Raw genomic sequence first — 25,958 nt, 5'->3', positions numbered from 1 at the left:
CAGAATGCATAAGTCTAGCTTACCACCTTCTATTTCCTTTTAAAATAGTTTAACCCCACCGAGGAGGCAGCCCCCAGCTCACTCACCGTGAAATAGCCTTTTAGGTCGTGGTCAAAACAGATTCCCTCGCCTTGGGGTTCAAGAGCCACCAGATAACTCCGATGTGCACTCGTTTGAAGGGTTTGAAGGATGGTCTGCCCTGTAGGCACTCTCCAGTAGCTCACACTCAAATACGTGCGAATGAGGATCTCGTCCCCTTTAGCAGAAATATCCCCAGCCGTCACCAAGTTAATACCTGGAATTACCCCTACCTTTTCAGCCATATTCACTTCGGTAGTAGACTGAGGGTATGGAATACGATAAATGACCGCTTGGCTTGCCTCTTTGGAGATGACGATCAGGTCGAGGGTGGTAGGATCGAGCAGCAAGGCTTCGGAATTATGGAAGCCATCGGGATAGCGAAACTCAATTTTCTCAACGGATTGGCTTTCGAAACTACCATTAGTACTTTGGAGGTCAGGCATTCTATAAATGGTATTGCTAATCGGAATGCCACTGTTATTGCCAATATCCGCGACATAAAGATACTGCTTACCTTCCTCGGGGCCATGGCCCGATGCAATATCCTCCCAGTCGATATTATTGGCCCCAGGAATGCTGTATTCGGTAATGGTACTGCTGTTTTTAGCCAAGAGATAAACAGAATTAGGGCCTCCCGAATCTTGAATGGTCCATAGGTAATCGGTGAGGTATTGGGCAGGAGCAATACCGGAGGCCTCGTCGATGATACCCGGTACGATCGGGTACACGGTGGGTATGGTTTGAAACTCATCGCCAGACACGGCCAACGGGCCATCACCCGTTTTACAGCTCAGGGTTGCCAGTAAACAGGTGGACAAAAATAACGATAAAATGTGTTGTACAACGTGCTTTGGAAAATTCATAAATAACTGTTCATGATAGATTTGGTAAAATTACGTAGTTTTGCTGCATTTATTATGAAGCACCTTCATTATACCAGTATTAAAATTATTATATGTTACGTTCACATACCTGCGGGGAGTTAAGTTTAGAGCAAGTAAATCAAAATGTCGTATTATGTGGTTGGGTTCAGCGTGTAAGAGATAAGGGAGGCATGGTATGGCTCGACCTACGCGACCGATATGGTATTACCCAGCTACTTTTCGAAGAAGGTAAAACCCCGGCCAGCATCTTAGAAATGGCGCGTACATTGGGCAGAGAATTCGTTATTTCTGCAAAAGGAGAAGTGATAGAGCGCATCGCCAAAAATGATAAAATAGCCACTGGATCGATTGAAATCAGGGTTTCAGAACTAGAAATACTCAATCCGGCTAAGCTTCCACCGTTCCTGATAGAGGACGAAACCGATGGTGGCGACGACATCCGCATGAAATATCGATATTTGGATTTGCGGAGAAATGCCGTTCGCAAAAACCTCCAGCTACGCCATCAGGTGGCCAAATATACCCGTCAATACCTGGACAACCTCGACTTTATTGAAGTAGAGACACCCGTACTCATTAAGTCTACCCCCGAAGGGGCTAGAGACTTTGTAGTTCCTAGCCGTATGAACCCCGGGGAGTTCTATGCCCTGCCCCAATCTCCACAGACTTTTAAGCAGCTGTTGATGGTAGCGGGCTTCGACAGGTATTATCAAATCGTAAAATGTTTTAGAGACGAGGACCTACGGGCCGATCGTCAACCTGAGTTTACGCAAATCGACTGTGAGATGTCGTTTGTAACCCAGGAAGATATTCTCAACACCTTCGAAGGCATGGTGCGCCATCTGTTCCTCCATGTAAAAGGACTAGAGGTGCCCGAGGTACCCCGTATGACCTACGCCGATGCCATGCGCCTTTACGGCTCCGACAAGCCCGATATTCGCTTCGGAATGGAGTTTGTAGAGCTTAAGGGAGCCGACCAAGACCTGGTATCGGGCAAGGGCTTCAGTATCTTCGACGACGCCCCCATGGTCGTAGGGATATGTGCTACAGGTTGTGCTTCTTACACCCGTAAAGAGGTGGATCAACTGACCGACTGGATGAAACGCCCACAAATAGGTGCCAAGGGACTTATTTACCTTCGGTACAATGCCGATGGCAGCGTAAAATCGTCGGTCGACAAATTTTATGACGAGGAGACGCTACGAAGCTGGATTGCGGCCTTCAACGCCCAGCCTGGCGATTTGATTCTACTCCTTTCGGGGACTGAAGACAAGGCTCGTAAGCAACTTAACGAGCTCCGCTTAGAGATGGGTAGCCGCCTAGGACTACGCAACCCTGAGGACTACCGGGCCCTATGGGTACTTGACTTCCCCCTATTGGAATATGGAGAGGAAGAGAACCGCTGGTTTGCCATGCACCATCCATTCACCAGCCCGAAACCCGAAGACATCGCCTTGCTAGAGACAGACCCCGGCAAGGTACGTGCCAACGCCTATGACTTGGTGATCAACGGTGTGGAAGTAGGTGGGGGATCGGTTAGGATCTTCGAAAGAGAGCTTCAGCAAAAAATGTTTGGGATCCTTGGATTCTCTCCTGAGGAGGCTCAGGAGCAGTTCGGCTTCTTAATGAACGCCTTCGAATACGGAGCACCTCCGCACGCTGGAGTGGCCTTTGGCTTCGACAGGCTCTGTTCGCTCTTTGGCGGCGCCGACTCCATCCGGGATTTTATTGCCTTCCCCAAAAACAACTCAGGCCGTGACGTGATGATCGACTCACCGTCTACGATATCCGAGGCACAGTTGAAGGAATTGGAAATATCCGTGAAACCCATGACCACAATAAAATAAAAAATACTAACAGATATGGGGACATTTTGTAGCTTTGCCGCAAAGGACTCTAAAATGTCCCCATATTATCTTTAGTTTGACGTTGAATCGTAACTAATTCACTACATGCATTATATAAATATTTGGAGGAACACTTTATACATCTGTTCTCTACTACTTACATTACAACTTACCGTACAGGCTCAGGAAACGGCCCCTTCCTCCCCTTCAACAAATCCATCCTCTGGAACAATTGAAACTCCAGCCGGGCCTGTGACCAACTCAAAAGCCGCTGAATATTATAACCGAGCCAAGTCATCAGGAATGTCGGATACCGACATCGAAAAAGCCGCAAGAGATCGCGGGTTTACAACCGATCAGATCTTAAATGTAAAAAAACAAATACTGAATTTACCCAACGAGCAGCCTTCCGTAGACCCAAACCGGGATGAAATTGACGATTCGCGCGAGGATAAATTAGATGAAGAAACCAATAACGACAGAGATTCCCTATCTGGGAGGAGAAAGCAAGACCTGAGAATTCAAAACACTTTTGGCCAGTCCTTCTTTTCTTCTTCATCAATGACCTTCCAACCTAACCTACGGATGGCTACTCCCAAGAATTATATATTGGGCCCCGATGATGAATTAATCGTAGACATCTATGGTAATTCGGTAGATAATTTTAGAATGAAAGTCAACCCGGAGGGAAGTGTTAAAATGTTAAATTTAGCACCCGTCTATGTCAATGGGCTTACGATTGAACAAGCCAATGAAAAGATAATCAACAGACTCCGACAGGCTTATTCGGGCCTAAATCGCCCCGGGTCTGGCACTTATTCTTCGATAACCTTAGGGGATGTCAGAAGCATTCAAGTACTTATTACTGGAGAAGCGATGAGGCCGGGAACCTATACAGTTTCTTCCCTTGCCACGGCTTTTAATGCTTTATATGCTTCTGGAGGTCCGAATGTCAATGGTTCTTACAGAGATATAGAAGTAATTAGGAATGGAAAAATGATCCGTAAAATGGATCTATATAAATTCTTGATAGATGCCGACTTGAGTGATAATATCGCTCTACGAGATCAAGATATTATATTGATTCGTCCTTACCAAAATCGTATCGAATTGAAGGGGGAAATCAAAAAGAAAGGATTGTATGAAGCCAAAGAAAATGAAACCATTAAAGACATTTTACGCTATGCAGGAGGTTTTACCCCTACAGCTTATAAAAACTTAATCACGTACCAACGAAATACGGGAATTAGTTACCTTGCGGGTAGTTTGGATTCGTCTATGATTGCAAATTTCCATCCTCAAAACGGCGACATTTTTACGATCAAAAAGATATTAGAAGTAGTCACTAATGAAGTAGAAATTAGAGGTGCAGTGACAGCACCAGGCATATTCCCCCTTGAGGAGCGCAATAATACCGTACTTGAACTGATTGAAATGGCCCAAGGCTTAGGACAAAAGGCATTTCTAAATAGGGCCGTTTTGGAACGGGTTAATGGGGACTCACAAATTGGTATCGTGGCAATCGACTTGCGTAAGCTCATAAATGGCGAAATACCTGATATTGAATTATTACCTGGTGATGTTTTAACTATTAAGTCAACCGAGGACTTAAGACAATTTACTTACCTTACTATTCAAGGGGAGATAATGAACCCTGGACCATATTATTACTATAAAGACATAACGGTCTCCGACCTAATATTTCAAGCCGGCGGTTACTCAGAGGGCGGTATTCCTTACAGAATCGAGGTCTCTCGAAGAGTAAAAGGAGACACCCTTGACCTACCCGCCAATCAAAATATTAGGATCTTCACTTTAAACATTGCCGACAACCTTGTATTAAACGAAGAGGACCAACAGTTTAAACTTTCTCCTTACGATATTATAAACATTCGTAAGTCACCCCGTTACGAATATCAAAAAACGATTACCGTACTTGGGCAAGTCATGTATCCAGGGAACTATTCTATTATTAATAATTTCGAACGCATTACAGACTTGCTTCCCAAAGCTGGTGGGCTAAAGCCTGAAGCCTATTTACAAGGCGCCCGTTTCTTTCGTCGTGGGCAACCCGTAGCCGTTGACCTCAAAAGCATTTTAGAAAAGCCTTCGTCACCAGCAAATCTGTTGCTTACCAATGGCGACACCTTATATATTCCTGTAAAATCGGAACTTGTCAGCATTAGTGGAGGGGTATATAACCCATCGATTGTGAATTTTGATCCCAATTTTAGCTTTAAAGATTATATCTCACAAGCAGGAGGGTTTAGTGAAAGAGCTAGAAAGAAACGGGTTTTTATTTCCCATCCCAATGGACGGACCCATAGGACAACACATTTTTTATTTTTCAGAACCTACCCTAAAGTACAACCTGGTAGTCATATTACAATACCCGAAAAAGAGCCCAAGTTGGAACAACCCATGTCTAGAGGTGAGCGCTTCGCATTGTTTTCTTTGATAACCACTATTGCGATAACCGCTATCCGATTATTTTAATTAAGAAAAGTAACGATTAATTCTTTCAAGTTATACTAAATCACAAATGGTAAACAATCCAATAGAAGAACAGGATATCTTAGAAAAAAGCGTTCTTTATTTAATTCGTGTAATTGGTAAAAACTTTAAGTTTTTGATATTAGCTATCGTTTTAGGTGGAGGATTGGGAATTGGTCTTAGTTACATGGCAACTGTAAAATATAAAGCCAGTGCAGAATTATTACCTGAGTTTTCACGAGGCAGCCTCAGTAGTCTAGGGTCCCTTGCAAGCTTGGCTGGTTTGAATACATCCTCAGGTGAAAGTGATGCTATTAGACCGGACCTATACCCAAATATATTACAAAGTAACCCTGCTGTTCTTCACCTTTTGAAGCAACCGGTGGAATCTGTAGATGGCAAGAAATTCCCTACTCTATTTGATTATTACAAATTAAAACTTGAACTTCAATTACCCCCAACTTTCCTAAACACCTCTCTAAATGACAGTATTGTAAAATTTAAGCCCGAAGAAATGTTAGTTATTTCTTCACTTAAAAACTCTATTGAGTCTAATTTCGATAGTAAACTCGGCATGGTAACGATCGGGGTAGAAATGGAAGATCCTAAGATAGCTACAATCACCTTAGCCAATTGCATTAGTTATTTAAAAATTTCGGTAAACGAATATCGTTACGGAAAAAACGTAGATCAAGGAGACTTTCTGACAGCTCAGTTGTCAAAGGCCAAGGATAGAATGGGGAAGGCTCGATACAAATTGCAAAAGTATCGTGATAACAATAGGAATATATTTACCAACGCCGCAAAAATTGAGGAGCAAAAACTACAGGAAGAGTATTCTATTGCGTTTTCTATTTACAATAGCTTACTCGGTGAATCAGAGAGACTTAATATTTCGTCGCAGGATGAAAAACCTTTATTCCAGATATTGAACCCACCTGTAGTTCCCAATAACAGAAGCAGCCCTAACCGATTATTCTATGCAGTGGGTTGTGGATTGGCCGGCTTCATGATCACCCTGATACTTTTATTAGTTCCATGGAGAAAAATTAGACTTACTTAATGGTTATTAAGAACAGGTACGCAAATTCAACCTAAAACATGAATCTAAGATTTCAGTGATAAGAAACCCTCAGGCCCTTTACCTTTTGCCATCTTTCAAAACTGCCGATATAAGAATTTCACTTAAGCTAAAGCCTCACTATAAAATTATAAAATAAAATCGTTAAATTTATTCACTTCGTTGATCCTTTGGTCGGGAAACTGCTTCGCACAATCGAAAATATTCTTAGCCATCTTGCCATACATTCAATTTACACTAAACATTTCACTATATGATGACTGACATTTATATTTCAAAAAATGAAATATACTATACTAATACAAGGAAAGACATCCTCTCAATGATGCCTAAAAAATCAGATCAAAAGGTCCTTGAAATTGGTGCTGGTGGGGGGGATACCCTTGTGGCTATAAAAAAGTCAGGCTACGCTCAAGAAGTATGGGGTATTGAATTATTCAAATTAGATGGTACAAACCAATCCCACGAAGCTATCGATCAAATGTTTATTGCGGATATTGAAAAAGATGAACTGAACATACCCAACAATTATTTCGACGTGATAATTTGTGGTGACGTTCTTGAACATTTGGTTGACCCGTGGGCTGCGATGGAAAAAATTAATAAATGGACCAAAACCGGTGGTGTGTTTATAGCTAGTATTCCCAACATCCGTGAATTATCGGCATTTTATCATATAGTTCTTGGGGGATCATTCGCCTATAACCCCGAGGGTGGAATATTTGATAAAACTCACTTAAGGTTTTTCTGTAAGAAAAACATGCGTGACCTCTTTGAGCAAAAAGGATTTGATGTTACCGAAATGATCCCTTCCTTTATGTTTACAGGGACTTTTGAAAAAGGAGTTAATTTAAGGCGTGTTTCCAACATGCTCACTTTAGGACTCTTCAATCAGTTTCTAGCTCTACAATATATTACTGTTGGAGTTAAGCGATAGATTTGATAAAAAGGGCTTCTAAATCATGAAGAAAAATCCAGAATTAGGTATTGTATTTTTAATGTGGGTTCCTTATGGTATTGAACACCTCGTCGAATTTGTACATTCCTACGAAACCTACCCCCCAAACGTAGATCATCAACTCTATATTCTGTTCAACGGCACACTCGATAATAATATCGAGCCATATTGTCAGTTTTTAAAAAGCCGAAATATAGAATACAAAACCTCATTCCTAGAGTCTGGTCAAGATATTTACGCCTATCGTCATATTGCGAAACAAATAAAATCAAAATACCTTCTATTTCTGAATACTTACTCTAGGATTTTGGCAGCGAATTGGGGCAAATTTTTCCTTTCTGCTATAAAACAACCCAATGTCGGCCTTGTAGGTGCTACGGGATCTTGGCAAAGTAGGACATCTAATGGTTTTAAACGTATGGCTTACTTTTTAAGTCCTGAACAGGTAGCCAAAAACCACGTACTCAACTATTCCAAAAAAACGATTCAAATTGGGAAATTTTCTATAGGTATTAGCCCTAGGCTATCCTTAATTGGTGCCTTAATTAAATCTATTCTGGATTTTTCCGATTTTCCTCGGTTCCCAAACCCCCACCTAAGGACTAACGCATTTATTGTCGAAAGAGAGTTTTGGCTCGAAATGAAAATTAATGGATTAAAAAGCAAAAAAGACGCGTATCGGATGGAAAGTGGAAAAAATTCATTTACAGCCCAGACTATTCAGAAAAACAAGAAAGTATTGGTAATTGATAAAAAAGGAACTACCTACGAGTATACCGAATGGAATAAAAGCCACACCCTTTGGCAGTTTAAACAAGAAAATCTACTGATTAGTGATAATTTTACACGTTTGTTTGAGCATGGCACCGAGAATGAACAAAGAATTATGACCAGTACAATATGGTCGTAAGAATTACTATTAGTGCCGTGGCTTATTGATGTTCATTTATTTTTAAATACTTCAATCAAGACCATGGATTACTTCATGTTCTTAATTTGGCGTTCATTAGCAATAGTTAGAGTCTCAAAACGAGCTCCAAGATGTTTTCGAATTTTTATTAAGAATAAACAGATGTGACTTATATCTATACCAATAAGTGATAAAAATATGAAGATAACTGCAGTTATACCCGTCAGAAAGGGCTCTGAAAGAGTGATCGATAAATGCACTCGCCCATTTTCAAATACTAGTCTATTGGAATTTAAAATACAATGGTTAAAACTTGTTCCGGAGATTGATGAAATTGTGGTTAATACAGACTCCCCTAAGGCAATTAGCATAGCCTTGGAACAAGGAGTAAATTACCATGAAAGAGATCCCGCTTACGCCTCGTCCAATACGCCTGCGAATGAATACTTCAAACATTTAGGAGAAACTACCGATTGTGATTTGATTGCATATACCCCAGTCACATCTCCCTTTATAAAACCTGAGACCTTTTCGAAATGTATACAATCCTACAATTACAATGAAAAAAATAGTAGCATTGTAACGGCAACAGTTCTAAAACATTTTCTTTGGAAAGACGGCAAACCCTTAAACTTTGAATTGGACAAACATCCTAGAAGCCAGGATTTCAACGATATTTCGGCGATTAATTTTGGTTTATGCCTTATACCAAGAAAAACCTTGATAGAATTTCGAAGCATTATTGGCCCCAATCCTACCGTTCACTTCGTATCGGAAATAGAAGGTATGGATATTGACAATAATCTTGATTTTTTCATAGCAGAACAGATATACTTAAAGACAGTCTTAAATCATCATACTATATAAAAACACATATGTCTATCTGCACCGATATCAAAGAAATAATTATTCAGCACCTTCCAGCAATCATAAAGCTCCGTGACACTAAAATATTAAAAGAGGACAATAGTTTTGTTTCACAAGGCGATTTGCTATGCGAGCAACTCATAAAATCTTATATCAGTGAATGGTGTCCTGAGTACTATCTCATATCTGAAGAAAGCCCAGAGAATAACATGCAAAATTATGTTCAGGACCATGTCATTGTTTTGGACCCCATTGACGGAACTGAAAACTTTGTCTCAGGTCTTAAAGAATGGGGAGTGGCCGTATCAGTCTACAAGAATGGTATACATCAAGAGTCAATGTTAGCCCTTCCAGAACTGGACAATTATTTGATCACTGGTGATCGGTTTAATAGATTTCAGTCTCGGATAGCGGGTATTTCATCGAGTCTTTCGCAGGAAGATATTCTGAAGTTGGAACCTGGCTTTGAATATCGGATTATTGGGTGTTGTGTATACAATATGTATAATGTTATCACAGGATCTTTCGCCACCTTTGAAAATCCAAAAGGAGCGAAGGTATGGGATATACTGCCAGGGCTTAATTTGGCCCTAGAAAATAATTTATCAGTCACTGTAAATCAAACCACATACTATGGACAACTTCTTGAGCCAAGTCAGAAATATCGCTTTAAAATCGGGGAAAAGTAAAATAGCTATCATAGGTAAGGGAGAATCTGTTCACGAAATAATTCTGGAAAAATTAAACAATTTTTTCATTATCAATCTCAATGATTCTGAAAGAATAATTCCCGGAAATGTCGCCTTTTTCTATAGAATCGACTTCTTCAATGAAATAAAAAAAAATGGTTTTAAAGCTGATTTTTATGTAGCACCCGACCATTTAAAAATTCCGGACGATCAACACCTGGAAGCCAATTACCAACCTCGCAGTCAAGATATAGTGGATCAGCCTTTTAGTTATATTCAGGACACGGAATTCACCCTGACTGATTTTACGGTACTTTCCGCTATCAAATTCCTAACCATTTATCAAGGTTTTTTGAATCTACCTATCGAAGTTTATTTCTTGGGCTTCGATTTTACATCTGAAAAATTAAAAGACGATGATTATGACATGCATGATTTAGAGTTCAAAAATGCCTTTTTGAAAACTCAAGAATCCGTATTTAGTAGTGTTTTAAGAGGCTTTAACAAGTTTTATCCTGATATCAATTTAATACATGTTGGTAATAAAAACTATAGTTCAATTTCGGTGACGGGTTTGAATAAGATAATTGGCGAATTCCAATTTGATCATAAACCTAGACTACTTGCAACCAATCGGGAATTATATCAACAAGTATTGAAAAGAAGCCAAGAGAGCAACCAGGTTATAGTGGTAGCCGAATTCACAAACAACCATATTGGTGATCCACAAAGGCTGGTAAAAATGATTAAATTGGCCAAAGAAGCTGGCGCCGATATGATTAAACTGCAAAAAAGAGATGTTGACTCTTTTTATTCAGAGAAAGAACTATCCAAACCATATGACTCTCCCTTTGGGAACACTTTACGCGATTACCGAACCGCAGTTGAACTTAACGAATCTTTATTTGAGCTCGTAGATGAGGAATGTCGTCGAAATGAGATCCCCTGGTTCACTTCTGTACTGGATTGGAATTCTTATGAATTTATGCTCCAGTTTGACCCTCCCTTGATTAAGCTACCCTCAACGATCAGCAACCACCGTAACTACTTACTCAAGGTGGGTAGTCATTTTAAAGGGGATCTTATCATTTCAACAGGCTTTACCGATAAAGATTATGAAAATTTTATTTTAGAAAACTTCCTTACGGATCGTAATCTTTTCATTTTACAATGCACCTCTTCCTACCCCACTCCTCCTGAAGCCTGCCAGATTGCTGTTGTAAGACATTATGATGAGTTAAGTCAAAATCAATACTCCAATCTACTACCGGGATACTCCAGTCATGATGTGGGTTCATTGGGCTGCATGCTGGCCGTAGCAGCAGGGGCAAAAATGCTCGAAAAACATGTTAAGTTAGGCAATTTGGATTGGGTGCATTTCGATGGAGTTGCAATCGATCTTTATAATAACGAGTTCAAACAATTTGTCCATGATGTTCGAAAGGCGGAGCTTATGTGTGGAAATAAAACGAAAAAAATTCATACCATGGAGCATCACAAGTATATCCCCCATAAGGGTAATAATTAAATGCTAAATTTATTACCCAATAATCTGTAATGTCTATTCAATCACTTTATGGCTTAATTAAAAAACTGGACCTTTGGAATTCCCCAACGTTAATGACCTGGCTTAGCTATGCCGCCAGATCAGTGACTAACCTGGGACTTCTAGTGTTCGTTTTAAACAGGTTTACTCCGGAAGATAATGTATTATGGAATCTATTTGCCACGATTGTAGGGATGCAGCTTTTGGTGGATTTCGGCTTTCGGCAAACTTTTTCTCGTTTCATAGCATATGCCTTTGGAGGTGCTACAGAGATTGGCACATATGCCAATCCAAAAGAAATAGACACCAGTCAGCAAAAAGAATGCAACTTGCCGTTAATGACTTCTATCGTTTCGTCCATGATACTCGTTTATAGATGGCTTACTGCCCTATTGTTTGCCCTCTTGTGTACATTTGGAACTTGGTCTATGCTTAAGCCACTTTCTAGTGTGCAAGAGGTAAAGCAAGCGTGGATCGCATGGATAATAGTAGTTGTCTCGACTTGTGTAGTCTTCTATTCTAAGTTATACTTAAATTTCTTAGAAGGACTAAATAAAATTGCTTTAGTTAGAAGAGTTGAAGTCTATACCTCTGCCGGGACTATTCTAAGTAGTTACTTGGTTCTAATTTGGTCCCCAACCGTCCTTAATTTAATGATTGCCAGTCAGTTTTGGCTATTGGCTGGAGCTTTAAGAGACTTCATATTATGTAGGAGAGTAGAAAATGGGCTATTTAAGAACGTAAGCATTCGTCAACCAGTCGGCATGGAATTCTTAAAGAAAATATGGACACCAGCATGGCGTAGTGGCATAAGCGGCCTCATGTCGGGAGGGGTTACCAGTATGACATCCCTAGTCTATGCCCAGTTCGGAAGCAGCGTTTCCGTTGCATCCTATTTACTGGCTCTACGAATCATGAGCCAAATTCGCGAAGTATCCATGGCTCCATTTTACAGTAAAATCCCGTTGCTCTCCATTTTAAGGGTGAAGCACGATTTAACCGGACTTTTAGCAACTGTAAAAAGAGCCATGAAATTGAGTCATATGGTATTTGTGTTTGGGTTCATTTGCGTTTCCATACTAATTAATCCATTTCTGGACTTAATCGGATCCAAAGTTGCATTTGTAGATATGGACTTTTGGTGCCTGCTCGGAGCTGCTATTTTTGCCAACCGATTCGGAACCATGCATCTGCATACTTATACATCTACCAACCATGTCATTACCCATATCGCCGATTCCATATCAGGGTGTTTATATATAGCCATTGCCTGGTTGTTAAGTGGCTACATTGGTCCTTATTCTATCCCCTTTGGGATGCTAGTCGGCTATGTTTTTTTAAGTTGGTTTGCCGCTACTTATTCCTATCGATCACTTAATGTTCCGGTGTTTTGGAGGTTTGAAAGTAAAGTCAGTTTCCCTTATATTTTTATATTTATCTTGTTTTCAGCCCTGATAATCTACTTCACATACTAACATGATTCACGACAAGGAGTTTACTCAATACAAAGAACTAAAAGAACTGCTAAAATTTAACGATCATGGTATTGATTTCGAAAAAGTACTCGCACTAGATATTTGCACGTTAACCTATCAAACAGAATTATCTTTACCTCAAATATTTTATAGTTTTTTCTTATCGAATTCCCTGATTAAACCATTAGTAGCAGGATTGCTGAAACCGGGAATTTTGGTCATCGAAGCAAATACTAGACCTGAATTTGCCAGTCTTTTAAAGCAAATGCTAAAGGATTTAAGCAATTATGAAATAGTACCATTAAGTGACCATAGAATTTCGATACTGCCTAATATCTTTTTGGCCTTGGCTTCCTTTGCGTTCGTCTGGAAAAGAACACACAAAATTTTACCTCTTACCAGTATAATTTACTTATCATCAAGACTAACCTATTATAGAACAATCGCCAAAGCCATAATTAAAGAATTAGAAAACAAAAAGATTAATTGCCACACGTTGGTTTCCTTTAATTGTCAGGTCCGACTGGAGGCACTTTTCACCCAATTTGCCAACAATCAAGGCCTCAAAACCTACACATTGACCCATGGCATGAGTTATACCTCGTATCGAAAATTTATCCCGGTGGATGCGTTAAATGGTGAAAATGTCACGGCCAACAAGATCCTAGTATGGGGGGAATCCAACAAAACAGACTTATCGAGAAATTTCGGAATCGATCCAAGTCGCATACTCACAGCAGGAAACCCGTTATATCCTTTGCAAAAAATAAACGTACAGCAGTCTTTCCGCTGTGCAGTTATACTTCTGGGTCGAAAAATCTATGATAACGGTAACCAAAATATCCTAAAAGTAGCTGCTGAGTTAAAAAAGCAATATGGAATCGAATTTGCTGTTCGACTTCACCCTTCCCTTGACGCACAGTTCTACTCCCAATATTGCCATAAACTAGGACTCTCCCTTGCTGATAGTACCATTCAACTTAAGGAAATGCTGCAAAAATCCGAATACGATTTTGCTATAGTTAACAATTCAACTACGTATTACGAATCAATGTATCATAACATGATCTGTTTTCGATATGAACCCGATGAAAATGATGCCTTTCATGGGCTTGATGATAAATTTACCAATGCCTCTTCCTTATATGATAGAATAACTACTTTTAAAAATGCTGATCCTTACATATTAAATAATGAAGTAAAATTCGTACTTGAAGAAAATTTAGGAATGGGTATCAATCGATATCGGGAAATTCTTGAAAATTAGACATCAACTTCTTATCCTTGTTTCGATGAACACACCATATATTTCAATATGTATTCCAGCCTATAAGAACCCAATATTATTGGAACGATGTCTGCAATCGATTTTGGAACAAACCTTTTCGGATTTCGAAGTTATCGTCACTGATGATAGTCCCAATGGCGAAGTAAGAAGTGTAATTGACAAATATGCTAAAGATAAAAGGCTACAATATTTTAAAAACGAATTTGCGCTAGGTTCTCCCGAAAATTGGAATGAAGGTCTTCGATGTGCAAAAGGCGAATATGTCAAAATCATGCATCATGACGATTGGTTAAATAATCCCAACTCCTTGCAAACCTTTGTAAATGTAGCTAAAGACTCGGATGCTGACTTTATTGTTTCCAGTTGTAATAATGTAGGACCATCTCAAACTAAGGCACATCATATTAATAAACGCTTCAGGAAAAAATGGGCAAATAATAATTCATTAATTCTTTATGCTAACTACCTCGGAAACCCGAGTACCACATTTTTTAAGCGGCATATAGATTCAAAATTGAATTTCGATGTGAAAAGTCTCTGGTACGTCGACGTGATTTTCTACTATGAATACAAAATTAAACATCCCAAAATCGCTTATATTGATGATATATTGGTAGATACCTCTGCAGGGCTCGACACCCAAGTCACCAACAGCGCTATCAGCGCCAAAGTGGGCGTTGGTGAATTTATTTATGTAGTGGAGAAATATAATTTATTCCAACGCAACCCTTTCCTGACCCATATTAGCCTATTGGAGGTACTCAAAAGGTACGGAGTAACAGACATTCAGCACCTAGAGCAACTCTTGGGCAAAAGCTTTAATAGGAAAATCCCATTTGAAATTTTACGGCTTCCTATTCACCATCAAATATATAATATTATCAAACATATCTGTCTTTTGGCCTAAAGACACCTAACCTGAGTAATAGCATAAACTCCTGTACTTCGTCCGAATCACCTTCAGCCAAAATTATTCGATCTATTCCTATATCAATCATCTTAAACTATAGATTATGAAATATCTGATGATCCTTTTATGCACCTGGTCATACCTTTCAATGGCACAAACTAATAATGGTAAAACCCTTGACGAACAGTGGAAACAAGCCGAAGAAACAATCAATAAAAACACCACGGGCAAGATCACCCAAGCCAAACTAAATGATTGTCTAAATATCATTATGGATTTATCCATGTCATTAAAAGACAGCTTAGCACAGGCTAAAACAGGTTGGGAAGATCAAACCATTATTTGGACGGGTACCTCAATTCCTTGGGCTTTTGGAGATAACAGTTATCCTAAACAAGTTGCTAGAGCCCTAAAATGTAAGATTTACAATAATTCTATCTCTGGTTCAACAATAATATTCAGGGCACCTGATTCCAGCCAACAAGGTAGCTATGGTATGGCCGGTACCTACTCCCAGCTAAGAGCTGCAGGCTTCTCTCAGAATTACAGCTATGAAAACCGAATTTTAGCCTTTACTGTCCCTCCCTACAACGGTAACACCATCGTCATAGACCATGGTCCCAATGATATGGCGAGTCTTAAATCTGGTAAACTGGGGGACATTGATAGCTATGATGTCAGAACTTTTTATGGAGCTTATAATCAAATAATAAAGAAAACCCTGGAATCCAATCCTCACCTAAGGATTATCATTACCACCTTAATTAATCGATACCAAGTCAATGGGGTATCCCAAGAATTTTTCGAAAAGGCCGTTACCGCCCAACGGGAAATAGCAAAAAAATGGGGTCTCCCTCTTTTAGACTACGCACAGTTGGCAGGAGTGAACGAAGTAACCGTACAGCCTGGCCGATTGACCTCCGACGGTCTTCACCCCACCAAAGAATTTTCGGACCGTATAGCACAAATATCTATCAATTTTTTTAAAACCTTAACGCCCTAAATTAAACTTGTCCTTAAAGTTTAAAAGGACTAATATACAATTTTCAAATCACCGAGAGGAGTACGGTATACGGTACCCTTGCTTTGGTTTGACTTTAGTGCTTCTGTGTTGTCCTTATATACAGGTAAATCTGCTATATTGATAGCTCCTTTAGACTTAATTCCTTTCGAAAACGAGGCAGTCCCTAAAATTTCTAAGTCTCCATTAAGGACACCTCCCTTGTTTTTCAAATAATAATCTTCAACTCCCCTCTGCTCTCCTGCTATCACTCTATTTCCAAGGGCGACCATCTCTCCTGCCATATTATTAATAGCTATACCACCTGGGCTATAAATATTATTATTACTTACAATAATGTTGTTTTTCGAATAAACTCCATTTAGGCACTCTATTGCATTTCCACTGATAATATTATTATTACTAGTGGAATATATTCCATAATCTGAAAACAGTCTTGTAATATTATTCGACACCATATTATTACCTCCCGCTCCGGTCATCTTTATGGCATAACTAACACTAGGCCGAATGGTTTTTAGCCGTGCACTAGCTTTAGTCCCTTCTTGAATTATCTCTTCCCCTTCTATAAATATGCCTTCTTTTAAATATACCACGATTTCGTTGCTAACTTTATTATAGCCATTGAGTTGTCCAACGGCCCCAGATTGCTGACCTCGTACTGAAAAGCCCCCAGCCGCAGTACGAAAATTCCCTTTGATCTGGGAAAGTACCGCCGACATGGGTAAAGAAGCCGATGATTCCACAAAAAGATTATTTCCAAATATTTTATTATAAGAATTACTTCCCCCGTTTGAAACAATCTCAATGGCATGAATTTGCCCATTAAATTGTGCGTTAGGCTCATGTCCGACGTAAGGGTTAAAAGTATTGCTGTAAATCATATTTTTGCCACCGCCATTACCATCTATATAAACGGCCGCCTTTTTGGATCCCTCAATTTTACTATTCGCAATAATGTTGTTATCCGAAGCTCCTATCATCTCGATACCATATCGCCCTCCGTCCGTTTCCATTCCTTCAATCACAAAAAAGCGGGCACTAATCAGCCTCAACAAGGCATTATTATGCCCACCAGTATAGGTACCTCCATGATGATAATTATTTTTAAGATATACACTATAGGCAGCCGTGCCCCCTTTAACACCGAATTGTACCCCTGCATCCGTGCCCCCCATGAACATATTGTCATATAGCTTAATAGAGGTGACTTGGGGAAAGTACAAAATACGACTACATTCTAAACCCCTAAATTCAATATTCCGAATGCTGATATAATTATCCTTGCCTAATGTTACTTTATCTTGAGAGTTAACTTCAAACATGTCCCCTCTAAATCCAGGAAAACCATAGATACGCGTGCGCCCTACCCCTTCTCCTTCAATATTTAATTTATTATAGTACTTTGGAGCTCCAGAGACCAACTTAAACGATACAGTTTTTCCTACGTAATAAATCCCATTGCTAAAACGTACACTCAAGCCTTTTGCTGTAGCCTTATTAAACATTTGTTGAATAGCTAAGGCATCATCTTGTTCATCATTTGGATCCGCTCCAAACCATTCTGGCCTTAAATATCCTAAATCTTCCCTTTTATATCTCCTCTCGCCCGCTACAATTACCATGCTTCCATCATCCTCAGACTCCCTGTCCGCCGGATCAAACCTAAAAGTCCCTGACCGCAACCCCTGATTAATGTAGACTACGCTAGCAGTATCGGCCATTCCTTTCCGTAGTTCGTTCAGATTCAAAAAAGGTACCTTCCTAGCGGCTAAGTCGGCAAGATTGGTCAACACTTCTTGAAGAATCGGTGTATGCTTATCATCTTGGTAATCTTGTCGCAACTTCGAAATGGACAATCTAGCCTGACTTTCAGGTCCACTAATTTTGTCAAATCTATTAATTTGAGCAAAAACAGTGCTTGTCAGCAATACGAGCAATAATGGAATTAATTTCATCATGATGTGTATAGGAATTCAGAAGAGCAATAATGGTCATAATCAACTTCAGGGGAGTTCTAACAAAAAGCGGGCCACAATTAAAATTGCCGGCCCGCATCACGTCCTCAATACTGAAGTATTTCATTTATAGTTTTCCAAAGACGGAGTGACTGTAATTGAAGGCCCTTGCTTTCAACTTAAAACTTCAGCCTTAGGCAACATTTTCATTAGCAAATGAACCAATATCATATGAATATCTTCAGAAATCTGCATATCGTTAAAATTAGCATTCACACTCATTTTAGCCATTTCCCTGAGTTTGCCCCCTCCAAAACCGGTTAGGCCTACCGTCAGGTTATTTTGACCGTTCGCATATTCTATAGCCTTCAGCACATTTTTAGAATTTCCACTTCCGGATATCCCCACTACTACATCCCCAGGCTCTAAGAAGTTCTTCAATTGTTCTACGAACACTTCGTCATACGACAAATCGTTAGAATAAGCCAACATGGTCGGTATATTGTCGGTAAGAGCGATGATCCGATGGCGCTTCTCCAAGCCCAATGAAACCCCCTTATTGATATCACATGCAAAATGGCTGGCCGTGGAACCACTTCCTCCATTACCAAATATAAATACCTTATTGCCATTCTGGCGTGCATTTTCAATCACCTCGGCAAACTGCACCACCTCTTTTCTATCCAACTTATCTAAGGTTTCCTTAAGTTGAGATATGTATCCGTCTACTAGTTGATTCGTCATGTTGTATGTTCGTTATAGTGTTTTTTTAACTAATATTAGCTGCGTGGAAACTGTTCATCGGCGAAGACAATCGAACTACCGCTAAAATCAAACTGAAACGGAAGTTCTGCCAATTCCTGTAAGGCTACCCTTACCGATTCGTGGCTCTGCTCAGGCACATAAAAGAGCAGAAACCCTCCTCCTCCAGCACCTAACAATTTACCACCCACTGCTCCAGCCTTTAAGGCTAGGTCGTAATAATGATCGATTTGAGGATTCGAAATCTGAGAAGCCAATTCCTTTTTGTACTTCCAGCCTGTGTGCAGGATTTCCCCAATAGCGTCCACCTGACCGGCTTGAAGCTCCTTCTGCAAATCGTAGGCCAGTTGGACCATTTTGTGAAGATTATTGTTTTTATCAGCCCCAGATATGATATTCTTTCTTTGCTCCGAAAGGATACTACTGGCACTTCGGGTATTTCCTAAATAGAACATCAATAAGTTGTTCTGCAACTTGGACTGATTGCCAGCACCCAGTTTCACCTTGTTGACGACGACTTGCTCATTTTCTCGAAATTCTATAAAATTTAGGCCGCCAATGGCACAGGCATACTGGTCTTGCTTACCTATAGGCTCTTTCAATTGTTCTATTTCTATATCACAGGCCATCTTAGCAATCGCCTCACGACTTATAAACTTTCCCAAATAAGCATAGGTGAGATTTAACAGTCCAGACGTAAAAGCAGAAGAAGAAGCCAATCCAGTACCTGCCGGAATATCCGCACTAGAATTAAGATCAACCCCCGATATATTAAGATTGGAAAAAACTTGTTTAATAATTCTATGTTGAATCTGGTCGACGGTATCGACCAGTTCATTGGAAGAATATTTTAGAAAAATCTTCTTCTCGTTGAAATAGGGGTGCATCGATAAATACACGTATTTGTCGATAGTAACACTTAATACGGCTCCGCCATAATTTTGGTAATATTCCCTTAGGTCGCTGCCTCCACCGGCAAAACTAATCCTAAACGGCGTTCTCGATATGATCATTTTCTTTTTTACTTTGTGTGAGTATACATTCTATGGCAGCTTCTAAGTTTTCTACCTTCAGATGCGCCCTGGCGTCGTATTTCCCATCTTCACCGGCATACCCTGTTTCAACAAGAATGCCGGGTATCCCTGCATTTTCTGCAGTCCTCATATCGGTCGTAGTATCCCCAATAAAATAGGAACTCTTTAAATCGATATTATATTGGGCAACGGCCTGGTCAATCATACCGGTTTGAGGTTTCCGACAATTGCAATTAGTCTTCAAAGCTTTCACTTCCCCCTCAAAACCCGAATCGGGATGATGGGGGCAGTAATAAATATGGTTTACAAAGGCCCTTTCTTTGCCTAGTTCCGTCTGCAATAATTTATGAATATCTTCTAGCTCCGAAACCGTCAAAAAGCCTTTGGCTACGGCTGGTTGATTGGTGATGACTATGGCTAAAAAATCCGATTGGTTAATCTTTTTAATAGCTGATGATACTCCAGGAAGAAGTTTAAATTTGGTAATATCGCTAAGATTATCCACTTCCTCATTAATCACCCCGTCCCGATCTAAAAAGATGGCAGGTCTCTTATTTTTAAGATTCCAACGCGCTATCTTACCACTTGAAAGATCCTTTTCCACTTTAGAAAGCCTATCGGGCGTTCCAAGATCCTTAATATACTCCGCATTCAAATAAGCCCTGAGGAGCCCTCCGTCTGAGATCACCTTCGGAAATACATCCTTACCAAAGTCGGAGGCCACTCCTTGCGGTATATAATCAAAAATTCTCGGACTAAAAATGTATACAGCAGCATTTACAAGATTCTCATACAGCAGTCCATCGGGATGGGGTTTAGAAATAAATCTGGTAATACGATCCTGATCACGCTCAACCAAATCACTATCATAGGGATGGTCGTTTGGATGCACGATCAGGCTAGCAACGGAGTCTTCCTGGGCATCGAAACCTATAAAACTTGTGATATCAAAATCCATTACCACATCGCCATATAACACCAAAAAGCGTTCGTCTATCTTGCCTAGCAGTTGTAAAACTGCGCCGCCAGTACCTAGTGCCTTTTCTTCTTTAATATAGCTTAATTGCATCCCCCAAGCGGCTCCATCTTGGAAATAATCTTCAATTTTTTCTGACAGATATCCGGTAAGGAAAATCACCTCTGTAATGCCATGAGTTTTCAACAGCAACAATTGATGCTCTAGTAATGGCTTACCACATACGGGCACCATAGGTTTTGGAATGTCTGAAAGTCCTAACCGGGTACCCTTTCCTCCTGCAATTATAACCGCTTTCATGATATATTAATACCTATTTTTTTGATACCAAGCCTTGAAGCTTGATAATTTCTTGAACCGACTTCCTCACTGCCTCATCCGAACTTAGGGAGGCCTTCCAACCCAATGCATGAATTTTTGACAGATCATATTCGAATTCGGGGACATCTCCAACCCAGCCCTGAGCCCCGCCTGTGTACCGAATTTCTTTGTTAGACCCAAGCTCTTCCAATACAATTTCAGCCATCTTACTTACTCGAGTCCTGGAGTCCACCCCCAGATTAAATAGATTGATAGAGGCTGATGTATTGTTCCAAACAAACAATACTGCCTGTACCAAATCTTTGACGTAAACATAGGGTTTATTCTGGTTACCATCCCCAAGCACCTCCAAATCAGCGGATTCGCTCTGCGCCTTTCTGATAAAATCGAAAATGGCTCCATGGGTGGCTCTTTCTCCCACCACATTGGGAAACCGAACGATCCAGGCCTGAATGCCATAGTTCTCTACGAAGGAAGATATAAATGCCTCCGACGCCAATTTGCCGGCACCATAATGAGATACCGGTAATAAAGGCCCAAAAGATTCCGTCAGCTTTTGATTTTGGGGATTACCATATATAGCAGAAGTAGAGGCAAAGGCCAATCGCTTCACCCCATGTATCCGCATCATATTTAGAACCTGAAAAGTAGTCCTAAAAGTACTCTCCAAATCAACCTCCGGCTTGGTATGACTGATCGCTATATCGGAATTAGCTGCTAGGTGAAACACCATATCAAAACGCCCTTCTGCAAAAACTCGCTCCAGAGCAGGTGTATCTAAGATATCTACCTCTTCAAACTTAAACCTAGGTTCAGTACCAATCAGATGTTCAATATTATCCAATCGCCCAAGAGAAAGATTGTCTAGGACGGTGATTCGATACTCTGGTTGTTGTAAGAGTGCGTCACAGAGGTGACTACCAATAAATCCCGCCCCTCCTGTTATTAAAATATTCATTATTGAAAGTATTGTTGCCTGTCAGGCAAGTTTATTATATATAAAATTCTGCACCGACTTAGGGGTATAAAGGTACAAGTAGACGGATGCAATCCCTATTAAACTTTCTGTTAAGTAGTTTCTTGAAAAATATTTCTTCTTCAATTTCAAGTTCAATTTCCAATTAAGATCATCTCTCTTTACTGCATTGGCCATTTTGTAGTTAAGCAGAACCTCCTGTAAATTGGCAATTTTCACTCCGTTCGCATCGGCCCGAAACCATAGTTCATAATCTTCAGCCCGCTTAAAGTCTACGTCATATACCCCAATTTGATCCAATACCGATTTCCGAATCATCACCACACTATGACAAATAGGATTTCTTAAATGAAGCGCTTGGCTAATTTTGTCGGGATTCTCTGGGAAAATACGCGTTTTCACAAATTTCCCTTCAGCATCAATATAATTAACATTACTACCCAAAATACCGATTTCAGGATGAGCCTTTAAATAGCTTATTTGCTTCGATATTCGAGAGAGATCTTGAATATCGTCGGCATCGGCACGGGCAATAAACATCCCCTGGGCGACTTTAAGACCATTATTGAGGGCCTGTGCCAATCCATTTTTCCCATTTTCCCTGATAATAATAACCCGCTCATCCGTACGGTACTCGTCCAAGGCAGCAATCGTCGCTTTATCTGTACTGTCATCTATAACAATAATCTCCAGATCCTTATAGTCTTGCCCTATAATACTTCCCATACTAAGCCTAATATCATCAGGAGAGTCGTTATAGACCGGATAAATAACACTTACCAAAGACATTTTCATGATTCCTGATAGCTAGTTTTTATAAAATTTGGCTCCATAAAGCAACGTATTTAACGGAGGACACTTTTTAACAATACCGAATATTAAAAGACAAAACTCTATTACTAAAACAGCATATAGTAAACTAATAATTAACAATAAAAATGGAGATAATTGAGGAATCATTGCCATCGAATTGGTAAGAGCAGTGAAACTAAAATGCGTAGCATATATCACCAAAGACTTCTTCCCCCAATTATTAATAAAGCGATACGCCCATGGTTTCAAAGCCGTATTCCTAATTAGATAGTAAATACAAAAGATACCTGTAAGTGCAATAAATACCTTTAAAAATAAACTTACACCAATAGAATGAAAGTCTGGATTATTTATGGAATAATACCCCACGGTAATTAAAAAACTGAATAAAGCAGCAGAAAAAAAATCTACATTTAGTAGCACATTTTTCAATTTATTGTACTTACACACAAATACGCCAATAAAAAAATAGGCAAAGTATTGAATAAAAGCATCCATATATACTGTTACTCTGAATATTTTTAAAGTCAGAACCCCTCCCCCTACAAATATGACAATCAGCACATCCCACCAAAAGTTCTTTCTTTGATTTAATCGGTTACTGAGATAAAGGAAAGCGGAAAAAAATATATACAAGAAAAACAAATACCAAATAAACCACAAACCGGTTCTTGGGTCATATAAAAGTTCACTCAGCCGCACTTTTACATTAAACTCCAACCCGCGTGTAAAAAAATAGCCGTTAACCAGAAGTGCCCAAGAAAAGAATGGCAATAAAAGCCCTCGCCCTTTATTAAAGATAAAAACTCCGAATGATCCGAAAATAGAAGGTTTGACCGTAAGATGAGCTACATATCCACTTATAAACATGAACAACGGCATGTGAAATGAATAAATAATACTAAAAATTACATTATCTTTTCCTTCTGCAGAGTTGTACTGTATAAAATGGCCTACTACTACCATCAATATGGCTAACCCTTTTAAATTATCTATATATTCAATTCTATCCTTCATAAAATTAGTGTGAAATCTCCTTCCAAATAAAATAGCTTAATTATAACCAAGAAATAAACAGTTGTGGTGTATCAATCAAAGAATTCCATTTTTTGGGCAAAAACACTGCTGTAATTACAAACATTAAGACAATTAAAGTTGCTGAAAGTATAAATATTCTATTCCTTACTTTAATAGAATGCAATGTAAAGCAGGCTGCCAAAAAAGGAGCGTAAGGATATAAGTATCTGGCTTGTATAATAGGAGCGATGATCGTGCTAAATACGCCCAAAAATGCATAAATAAGGATAAGTTGAGCCATTCGATTAATTCGGGGATAATTTGCTACACTTTGATAAATGAACAACAATATAAAACCCATATTAATCGGAAAAAGCACCCAGCCCATTATTGTGTACCCCCAATCTAATAATGGGATGTATTCAGAAAAAATATTATTTGGTCTTGCGATAGGGGCGAACATCACCAATATCATTTTTATTATAAGAGCTGGTATTTGTAAGATAGGACTCTCTTGCATAAATTTCAAAATCATCGCAACTTCATAATAATTGGAAGAAGCAAAAAACTCCAACTCCTCTCCTCCAGAATTTGAGATGATTGAGTTTATAGCCGGTATAGAATTTAGCAATAAAAAACTCACAAAAATCAACAAACAAAACCAGATCGTTTTTCTTGCAAAGTTTAAAACGACCACAGTTGCAAGAGAAACCAAAATAATTAAACCAAACTGAGGCCGAATACTTAGTGCAATTAGGGCAGGAATTATACTTAGAAATTTTAGAATTAAAGTATCCTTACTAAATAGAAACAAAGAGAATAGAGAATAAAATGTTAGGTTTATTTCTTTTGTAGGTCCCAGAACCGAGATTAGCAAATATGGATTAAAGACTATTACCGCTCTAGCCAAAGAAACTGCTTGAGATGAAATACACTTAAAAATGGAACAACAATAGATAGACAGTAGTAAGAGAATAGAATTGTAAATCAAAAAACTTTGCACTCCTATTGAATACAAAAAAGTATTTATATGTAAGAATCCATTTGCTATTCCCTTATCCCTAGGTCTAAATACCCAGTGCTCGTAATACCCGCTATCTGGAATTGCCAAATGTGTAAAAGGAAGAAGTTCATGCTTACCCATGTATATAGAGAGCATTGTAAAGACTATCATACATAATTGGAGGAAATACCACTTATACTCCGTTGGCTTTCCCAAATTCTCGATTTGCATGTTACTCATAAAGGCCCAATTTTACCGTACACAAAACATAGAAGATTTGATTATCCATTTACTAAAACCACGCATCCGTATCCTCCCCAAAACCCATCGGGAAAAGGTGTTTAATTCTATGGATATCGCCACTATCGTAGCTTAAATCGGGCAATATCACCTTTTTGGGTTTAAAGATTATCGAGAACTCTCTGTAGCCATATACCATTTGGGCATCTGAAAGGTCCACCCCACACATCACGCAGTTATAAGCCAAAAATCCCGGCGTCCATAAGGAGAGATGCCCTCCCCACAAATTACGATGTGGATTAGGCACCGTGATAGCGACATGCCCATCCGGTGAACAACATGCGATCAATCTTTCTATAAAAAAACCGGCATTTCTCTGATGCTCTAATACATGGGACGCCCATACTAGATCAAATTGTTGGGTAGGCTCCCAGGTGGTAAAATCAGTATATACCACATTAATAGTAGTATCAGGAATAGCCTTTTGTGCATAGACAGAAGTCCCAAAATCCACACATATCACTTGTGCCCCCGACTTGGAAAATTCTCGGGCATGCTCTCCCCCTCCTGACCCTACATCTAACACGGAATTTGGCTTCAATTGTAAACATTTTTGAAGAGCCACGGCACTTCGATCGGCTACAGGATGCTTGGCCTGCGCTACGTTGTAACCCAAAATAGAAGTCCCTCTATCAAAGGAACGGGTTACTTCCAAACCCAAATCCAACAATTTTTCCCTAAGCCAACTATTCTTCTTTTGCATAATTAAGTAAATTATTAGAACCCGCTTGTCCCGTGTGTATATTCT

General features: G+C 39.5%; 22 protein-coding genes. 12 read left to right on the top strand and 10 right to left on the bottom strand.

The annotated features are described in order from the left end of the window. Positions 1-29 precede the first annotated feature (29 nt). Complete coding sequence (locus tag CLV98_RS02905; protein WP_146202220.1) at positions 30-899, bottom strand: YjiK family protein; 870 nt, start codon at positions 897-899, stop codon at positions 30-32. A 137-nt stretch (positions 900-1,036) separates the two neighbouring features. Between CLV98_RS02905 and aspS the strand changes: the two genes are divergently transcribed. From aspS to CLV98_RS02845, 12 genes are all read left to right on the top strand, one after another. Further along, on the top strand, positions 1,037-2,812 hold the full coding sequence (aspS, locus tag CLV98_RS02900; RefSeq protein WP_109672602.1) for an aspartate--tRNA ligase: 1,776 nt from the start codon (positions 1,037-1,039) through the stop codon (positions 2,810-2,812). Positions 2,813-2,917: 105 nt separating this feature from the next. Beyond that, positions 2,918-5,308: an SLBB domain-containing protein gene (locus CLV98_RS02895; protein ID WP_109672600.1), complete on the top strand. Its 2,391-nt coding sequence runs from the start codon at positions 2,918-2,920 to the stop codon at positions 5,306-5,308. Positions 5,309-5,354: 46 nt separating this feature from the next. Beyond that, positions 5,355-6,368: a GumC domain-containing protein gene (locus CLV98_RS02890; RefSeq protein ID WP_109672598.1), complete on the top strand. Its 1,014-nt coding sequence runs from the start codon at positions 5,355-5,357 to the stop codon at positions 6,366-6,368. A 271-nt stretch (positions 6,369-6,639) separates the two neighbouring features. After that, positions 6,640-7,323 carry a class I SAM-dependent methyltransferase gene (locus CLV98_RS02885; RefSeq protein ID WP_109672596.1) on the top strand — a complete coding sequence of 228 codons (684 nt, stop codon included), beginning with the start codon at positions 6,640-6,642 and terminating at the stop codon, positions 7,321-7,323. 25 nt (positions 7,324-7,348) lie between these two features. Beyond that, positions 7,349-8,254: a hypothetical protein gene (locus tag CLV98_RS02880; protein WP_109672594.1), complete on the top strand. Its 906-nt coding sequence runs from the start codon at positions 7,349-7,351 to the stop codon at positions 8,252-8,254. 198 nt (positions 8,255-8,452) lie between these two features. Further along, positions 8,453-9,121 (top strand): acylneuraminate cytidylyltransferase family protein, encoded by a 669-nt coding sequence (locus tag CLV98_RS02875; protein ID WP_109672592.1) that lies wholly within the window; start codon positions 8,453-8,455, stop codon positions 9,119-9,121. Between the two features lie 8 nt (positions 9,122-9,129). After that, positions 9,130-9,810, top strand: coding sequence for an inositol monophosphatase family protein (locus CLV98_RS02870; RefSeq protein WP_109672591.1), 681 nt, complete (start codon positions 9,130-9,132; stop codon positions 9,808-9,810). Next, positions 9,755-11,338 (top strand): N-acetylneuraminate synthase family protein, encoded by a 1,584-nt coding sequence (locus CLV98_RS02865; protein WP_109672589.1) that lies wholly within the window; start codon positions 9,755-9,757, stop codon positions 11,336-11,338. The genes CLV98_RS02870 and CLV98_RS02865 overlap by 56 nt, the downstream gene beginning before the upstream one ends. Positions 11,339-11,367: 29 nt before the next feature. Next, positions 11,368-12,831 carry a polysaccharide biosynthesis protein gene (locus tag CLV98_RS02860; RefSeq protein WP_146202219.1) on the top strand — a complete coding sequence of 488 codons (1,464 nt, stop codon included), beginning with the start codon at positions 11,368-11,370 and terminating at the stop codon, positions 12,829-12,831. A gap of 1 nt (position 12,832) precedes the next feature. Next, complete coding sequence (locus CLV98_RS02855; RefSeq protein ID WP_109672585.1) at positions 12,833-14,098, top strand: hypothetical protein; 1,266 nt, start codon at positions 12,833-12,835, stop codon at positions 14,096-14,098. A 25-nt stretch (positions 14,099-14,123) separates the two neighbouring features. Continuing rightward, positions 14,124-15,026 (top strand): glycosyltransferase family 2 protein, encoded by a 903-nt coding sequence (locus CLV98_RS02850; RefSeq protein ID WP_109672583.1) that lies wholly within the window; start codon positions 14,124-14,126, stop codon positions 15,024-15,026. A 151-nt stretch (positions 15,027-15,177) separates the two neighbouring features. After that, positions 15,178-16,032, top strand: a complete 855-nt coding sequence (locus CLV98_RS02845; RefSeq protein ID WP_158281190.1) for an SGNH/GDSL hydrolase family protein — start codon at positions 15,178-15,180, stop codon at positions 16,030-16,032. Positions 16,033-16,061: 29 nt separating this feature from the next. Here CLV98_RS02845 and CLV98_RS02840 read toward each other — a convergent pair whose 3' ends face one another. The 9 genes from CLV98_RS02840 to CLV98_RS02800 all read right to left on the bottom strand — a co-directional run bounded on the left by CLV98_RS02840 (position 16,062) and on the right by CLV98_RS02800 (position 25,913). After that, complete coding sequence (locus CLV98_RS02840) at positions 16,062-18,011, bottom strand: hypothetical protein (protein ID WP_109672580.1); 1,950 nt, start codon at positions 18,009-18,011, stop codon at positions 16,062-16,064. Between the two features lie 171 nt (positions 18,012-18,182). After that, entirely contained in the window at positions 18,183-18,752 is a 570-nt protein-coding gene (locus CLV98_RS02835) for an SIS domain-containing protein (RefSeq protein ID WP_109672578.1), read from the bottom strand. Between the two features lie 35 nt (positions 18,753-18,787). Beyond that, on the bottom strand, positions 18,788-19,783 hold the full coding sequence (locus tag CLV98_RS02830; protein ID WP_109672576.1) for a GHMP family kinase ATP-binding protein: 996 nt from the start codon (positions 19,781-19,783) through the stop codon (positions 18,788-18,790). Then, complete coding sequence (locus tag CLV98_RS02825; protein ID WP_109672574.1) at positions 19,758-21,080, bottom strand: HAD-IIIA family hydrolase; 1,323 nt, start codon at positions 21,078-21,080, stop codon at positions 19,758-19,760. Before CLV98_RS02825 ends, CLV98_RS02830 begins: the two co-directional genes overlap by 26 nt. 13 nt (positions 21,081-21,093) lie before the next feature. Next, positions 21,094-22,059, bottom strand: coding sequence for an NAD-dependent epimerase/dehydratase family protein (locus tag CLV98_RS02820; RefSeq protein WP_109672572.1), 966 nt, complete (start codon positions 22,057-22,059; stop codon positions 21,094-21,096). Positions 22,060-22,080: 21 nt separating this feature from the next. Next, entirely contained in the window at positions 22,081-22,872 is a 792-nt protein-coding gene (locus CLV98_RS02815) for a glycosyltransferase (RefSeq protein ID WP_109672570.1), read from the bottom strand. 12 nt (positions 22,873-22,884) lie between these two features. After that, complete coding sequence (locus CLV98_RS02810; RefSeq protein WP_109672568.1) at positions 22,885-23,907, bottom strand: acyltransferase family protein; 1,023 nt, start codon at positions 23,905-23,907, stop codon at positions 22,885-22,887. Positions 23,908-23,947: 40 nt separating this feature from the next. Further along, entirely contained in the window at positions 23,948-25,051 is a 1,104-nt protein-coding gene (locus tag CLV98_RS02805; RefSeq protein ID WP_146202218.1) for a hypothetical protein, read from the bottom strand. Positions 25,052-25,202: 151 nt separating this feature from the next. Next, on the bottom strand, positions 25,203-25,913 hold the full coding sequence (locus CLV98_RS02800; RefSeq protein ID WP_109672565.1) for a class I SAM-dependent methyltransferase: 711 nt from the start codon (positions 25,911-25,913) through the stop codon (positions 25,203-25,205). Between the last annotated feature and the right edge of the window lie 45 nt (positions 25,914-25,958).

This window comes from Dyadobacter jejuensis (assembly GCF_003149085.1).
GTDB classification, from domain to species: domain Bacteria; phylum Bacteroidota; class Bacteroidia; order Cytophagales; family Spirosomataceae; genus Dyadobacter; species Dyadobacter jejuensis.
This window is presented reverse-complemented; position numbering and strand designations above follow the sequence as displayed.

Bases quoted from the DNA above. Each gene is read 5' to 3' on its own strand.
- CLV98_RS02810 (WP_109672568.1), bottom strand. From the start codon at position 23,907: ATGAAGGATAGAATTGAATATATAGATAATTTAAAAGGGTTAGCCATA.
- aspS (WP_109672602.1), top strand. From the start codon at position 1,037: ATGTTACGTTCACATACCTGCGGGGAGTTAAGTTTAGAGCAAGTAAAT.
- CLV98_RS02895 (WP_109672600.1), top strand. From the start codon at position 2,918: ATGCATTATATAAATATTTGGAGGAACACTTTATACATCTGTTCTCTA.
- CLV98_RS02865 (WP_109672589.1), top strand. From the start codon at position 9,755: ATGGACAACTTCTTGAGCCAAGTCAGAAATATCGCTTTAAAATCGGGG.
- CLV98_RS02830 (WP_109672576.1), bottom strand. From the start codon at position 19,783: ATGATCATATCGAGAACGCCGTTTAGGATTAGTTTTGCCGGTGGAGGC.
- CLV98_RS02870 (WP_109672591.1), top strand. From the start codon at position 9,130: ATGTCTATCTGCACCGATATCAAAGAAATAATTATTCAGCACCTTCCA.
- CLV98_RS02805 (WP_146202218.1), bottom strand. From the start codon at position 25,051: ATGGGTAAGCATGAACTTCTTCCTTTTACACATTTGGCAATTCCAGAT.
- CLV98_RS02800 (WP_109672565.1), bottom strand. From the start codon at position 25,913: ATGCAAAAGAAGAATAGTTGGCTTAGGGAAAAATTGTTGGATTTGGGT.
- CLV98_RS02835 (WP_109672578.1), bottom strand. From the start codon at position 18,752: ATGACGAATCAACTAGTAGACGGATACATATCTCAACTTAAGGAAACC.
- CLV98_RS02825 (WP_109672574.1), bottom strand. From the start codon at position 21,080: ATGAAAGCGGTTATAATTGCAGGAGGAAAGGGTACCCGGTTAGGACTT.
- CLV98_RS02885 (WP_109672596.1), top strand. From the start codon at position 6,640: ATGATGACTGACATTTATATTTCAAAAAATGAAATATACTATACTAAT.
- CLV98_RS02860 (WP_146202219.1), top strand. From the start codon at position 11,368: ATGTCTATTCAATCACTTTATGGCTTAATTAAAAAACTGGACCTTTGG.
- CLV98_RS02845 (WP_158281190.1), top strand. From the start codon at position 15,178: ATGGCACAAACTAATAATGGTAAAACCCTTGACGAACAGTGGAAACAA.
- CLV98_RS02890 (WP_109672598.1), top strand. From the start codon at position 5,355: ATGGTAAACAATCCAATAGAAGAACAGGATATCTTAGAAAAAAGCGTT.
- CLV98_RS02850 (WP_109672583.1), top strand. From the start codon at position 14,124: ATGAACACACCATATATTTCAATATGTATTCCAGCCTATAAGAACCCA.
- CLV98_RS02875 (WP_109672592.1), top strand. From the start codon at position 8,453: ATGAAGATAACTGCAGTTATACCCGTCAGAAAGGGCTCTGAAAGAGTG.
- CLV98_RS02855 (WP_109672585.1), top strand. From the start codon at position 12,833: ATGATTCACGACAAGGAGTTTACTCAATACAAAGAACTAAAAGAACTG.
- CLV98_RS02880 (WP_109672594.1), top strand. From the start codon at position 7,349: ATGAAGAAAAATCCAGAATTAGGTATTGTATTTTTAATGTGGGTTCCT.
- CLV98_RS02840 (WP_109672580.1), bottom strand. From the start codon at position 18,011: ATGATGAAATTAATTCCATTATTGCTCGTATTGCTGACAAGCACTGTT.
- CLV98_RS02815 (WP_109672570.1), bottom strand. From the start codon at position 22,872: ATGAAAATGTCTTTGGTAAGTGTTATTTATCCGGTCTATAACGACTCT.
- CLV98_RS02820 (WP_109672572.1), bottom strand. From the start codon at position 22,059: ATGAATATTTTAATAACAGGAGGGGCGGGATTTATTGGTAGTCACCTC.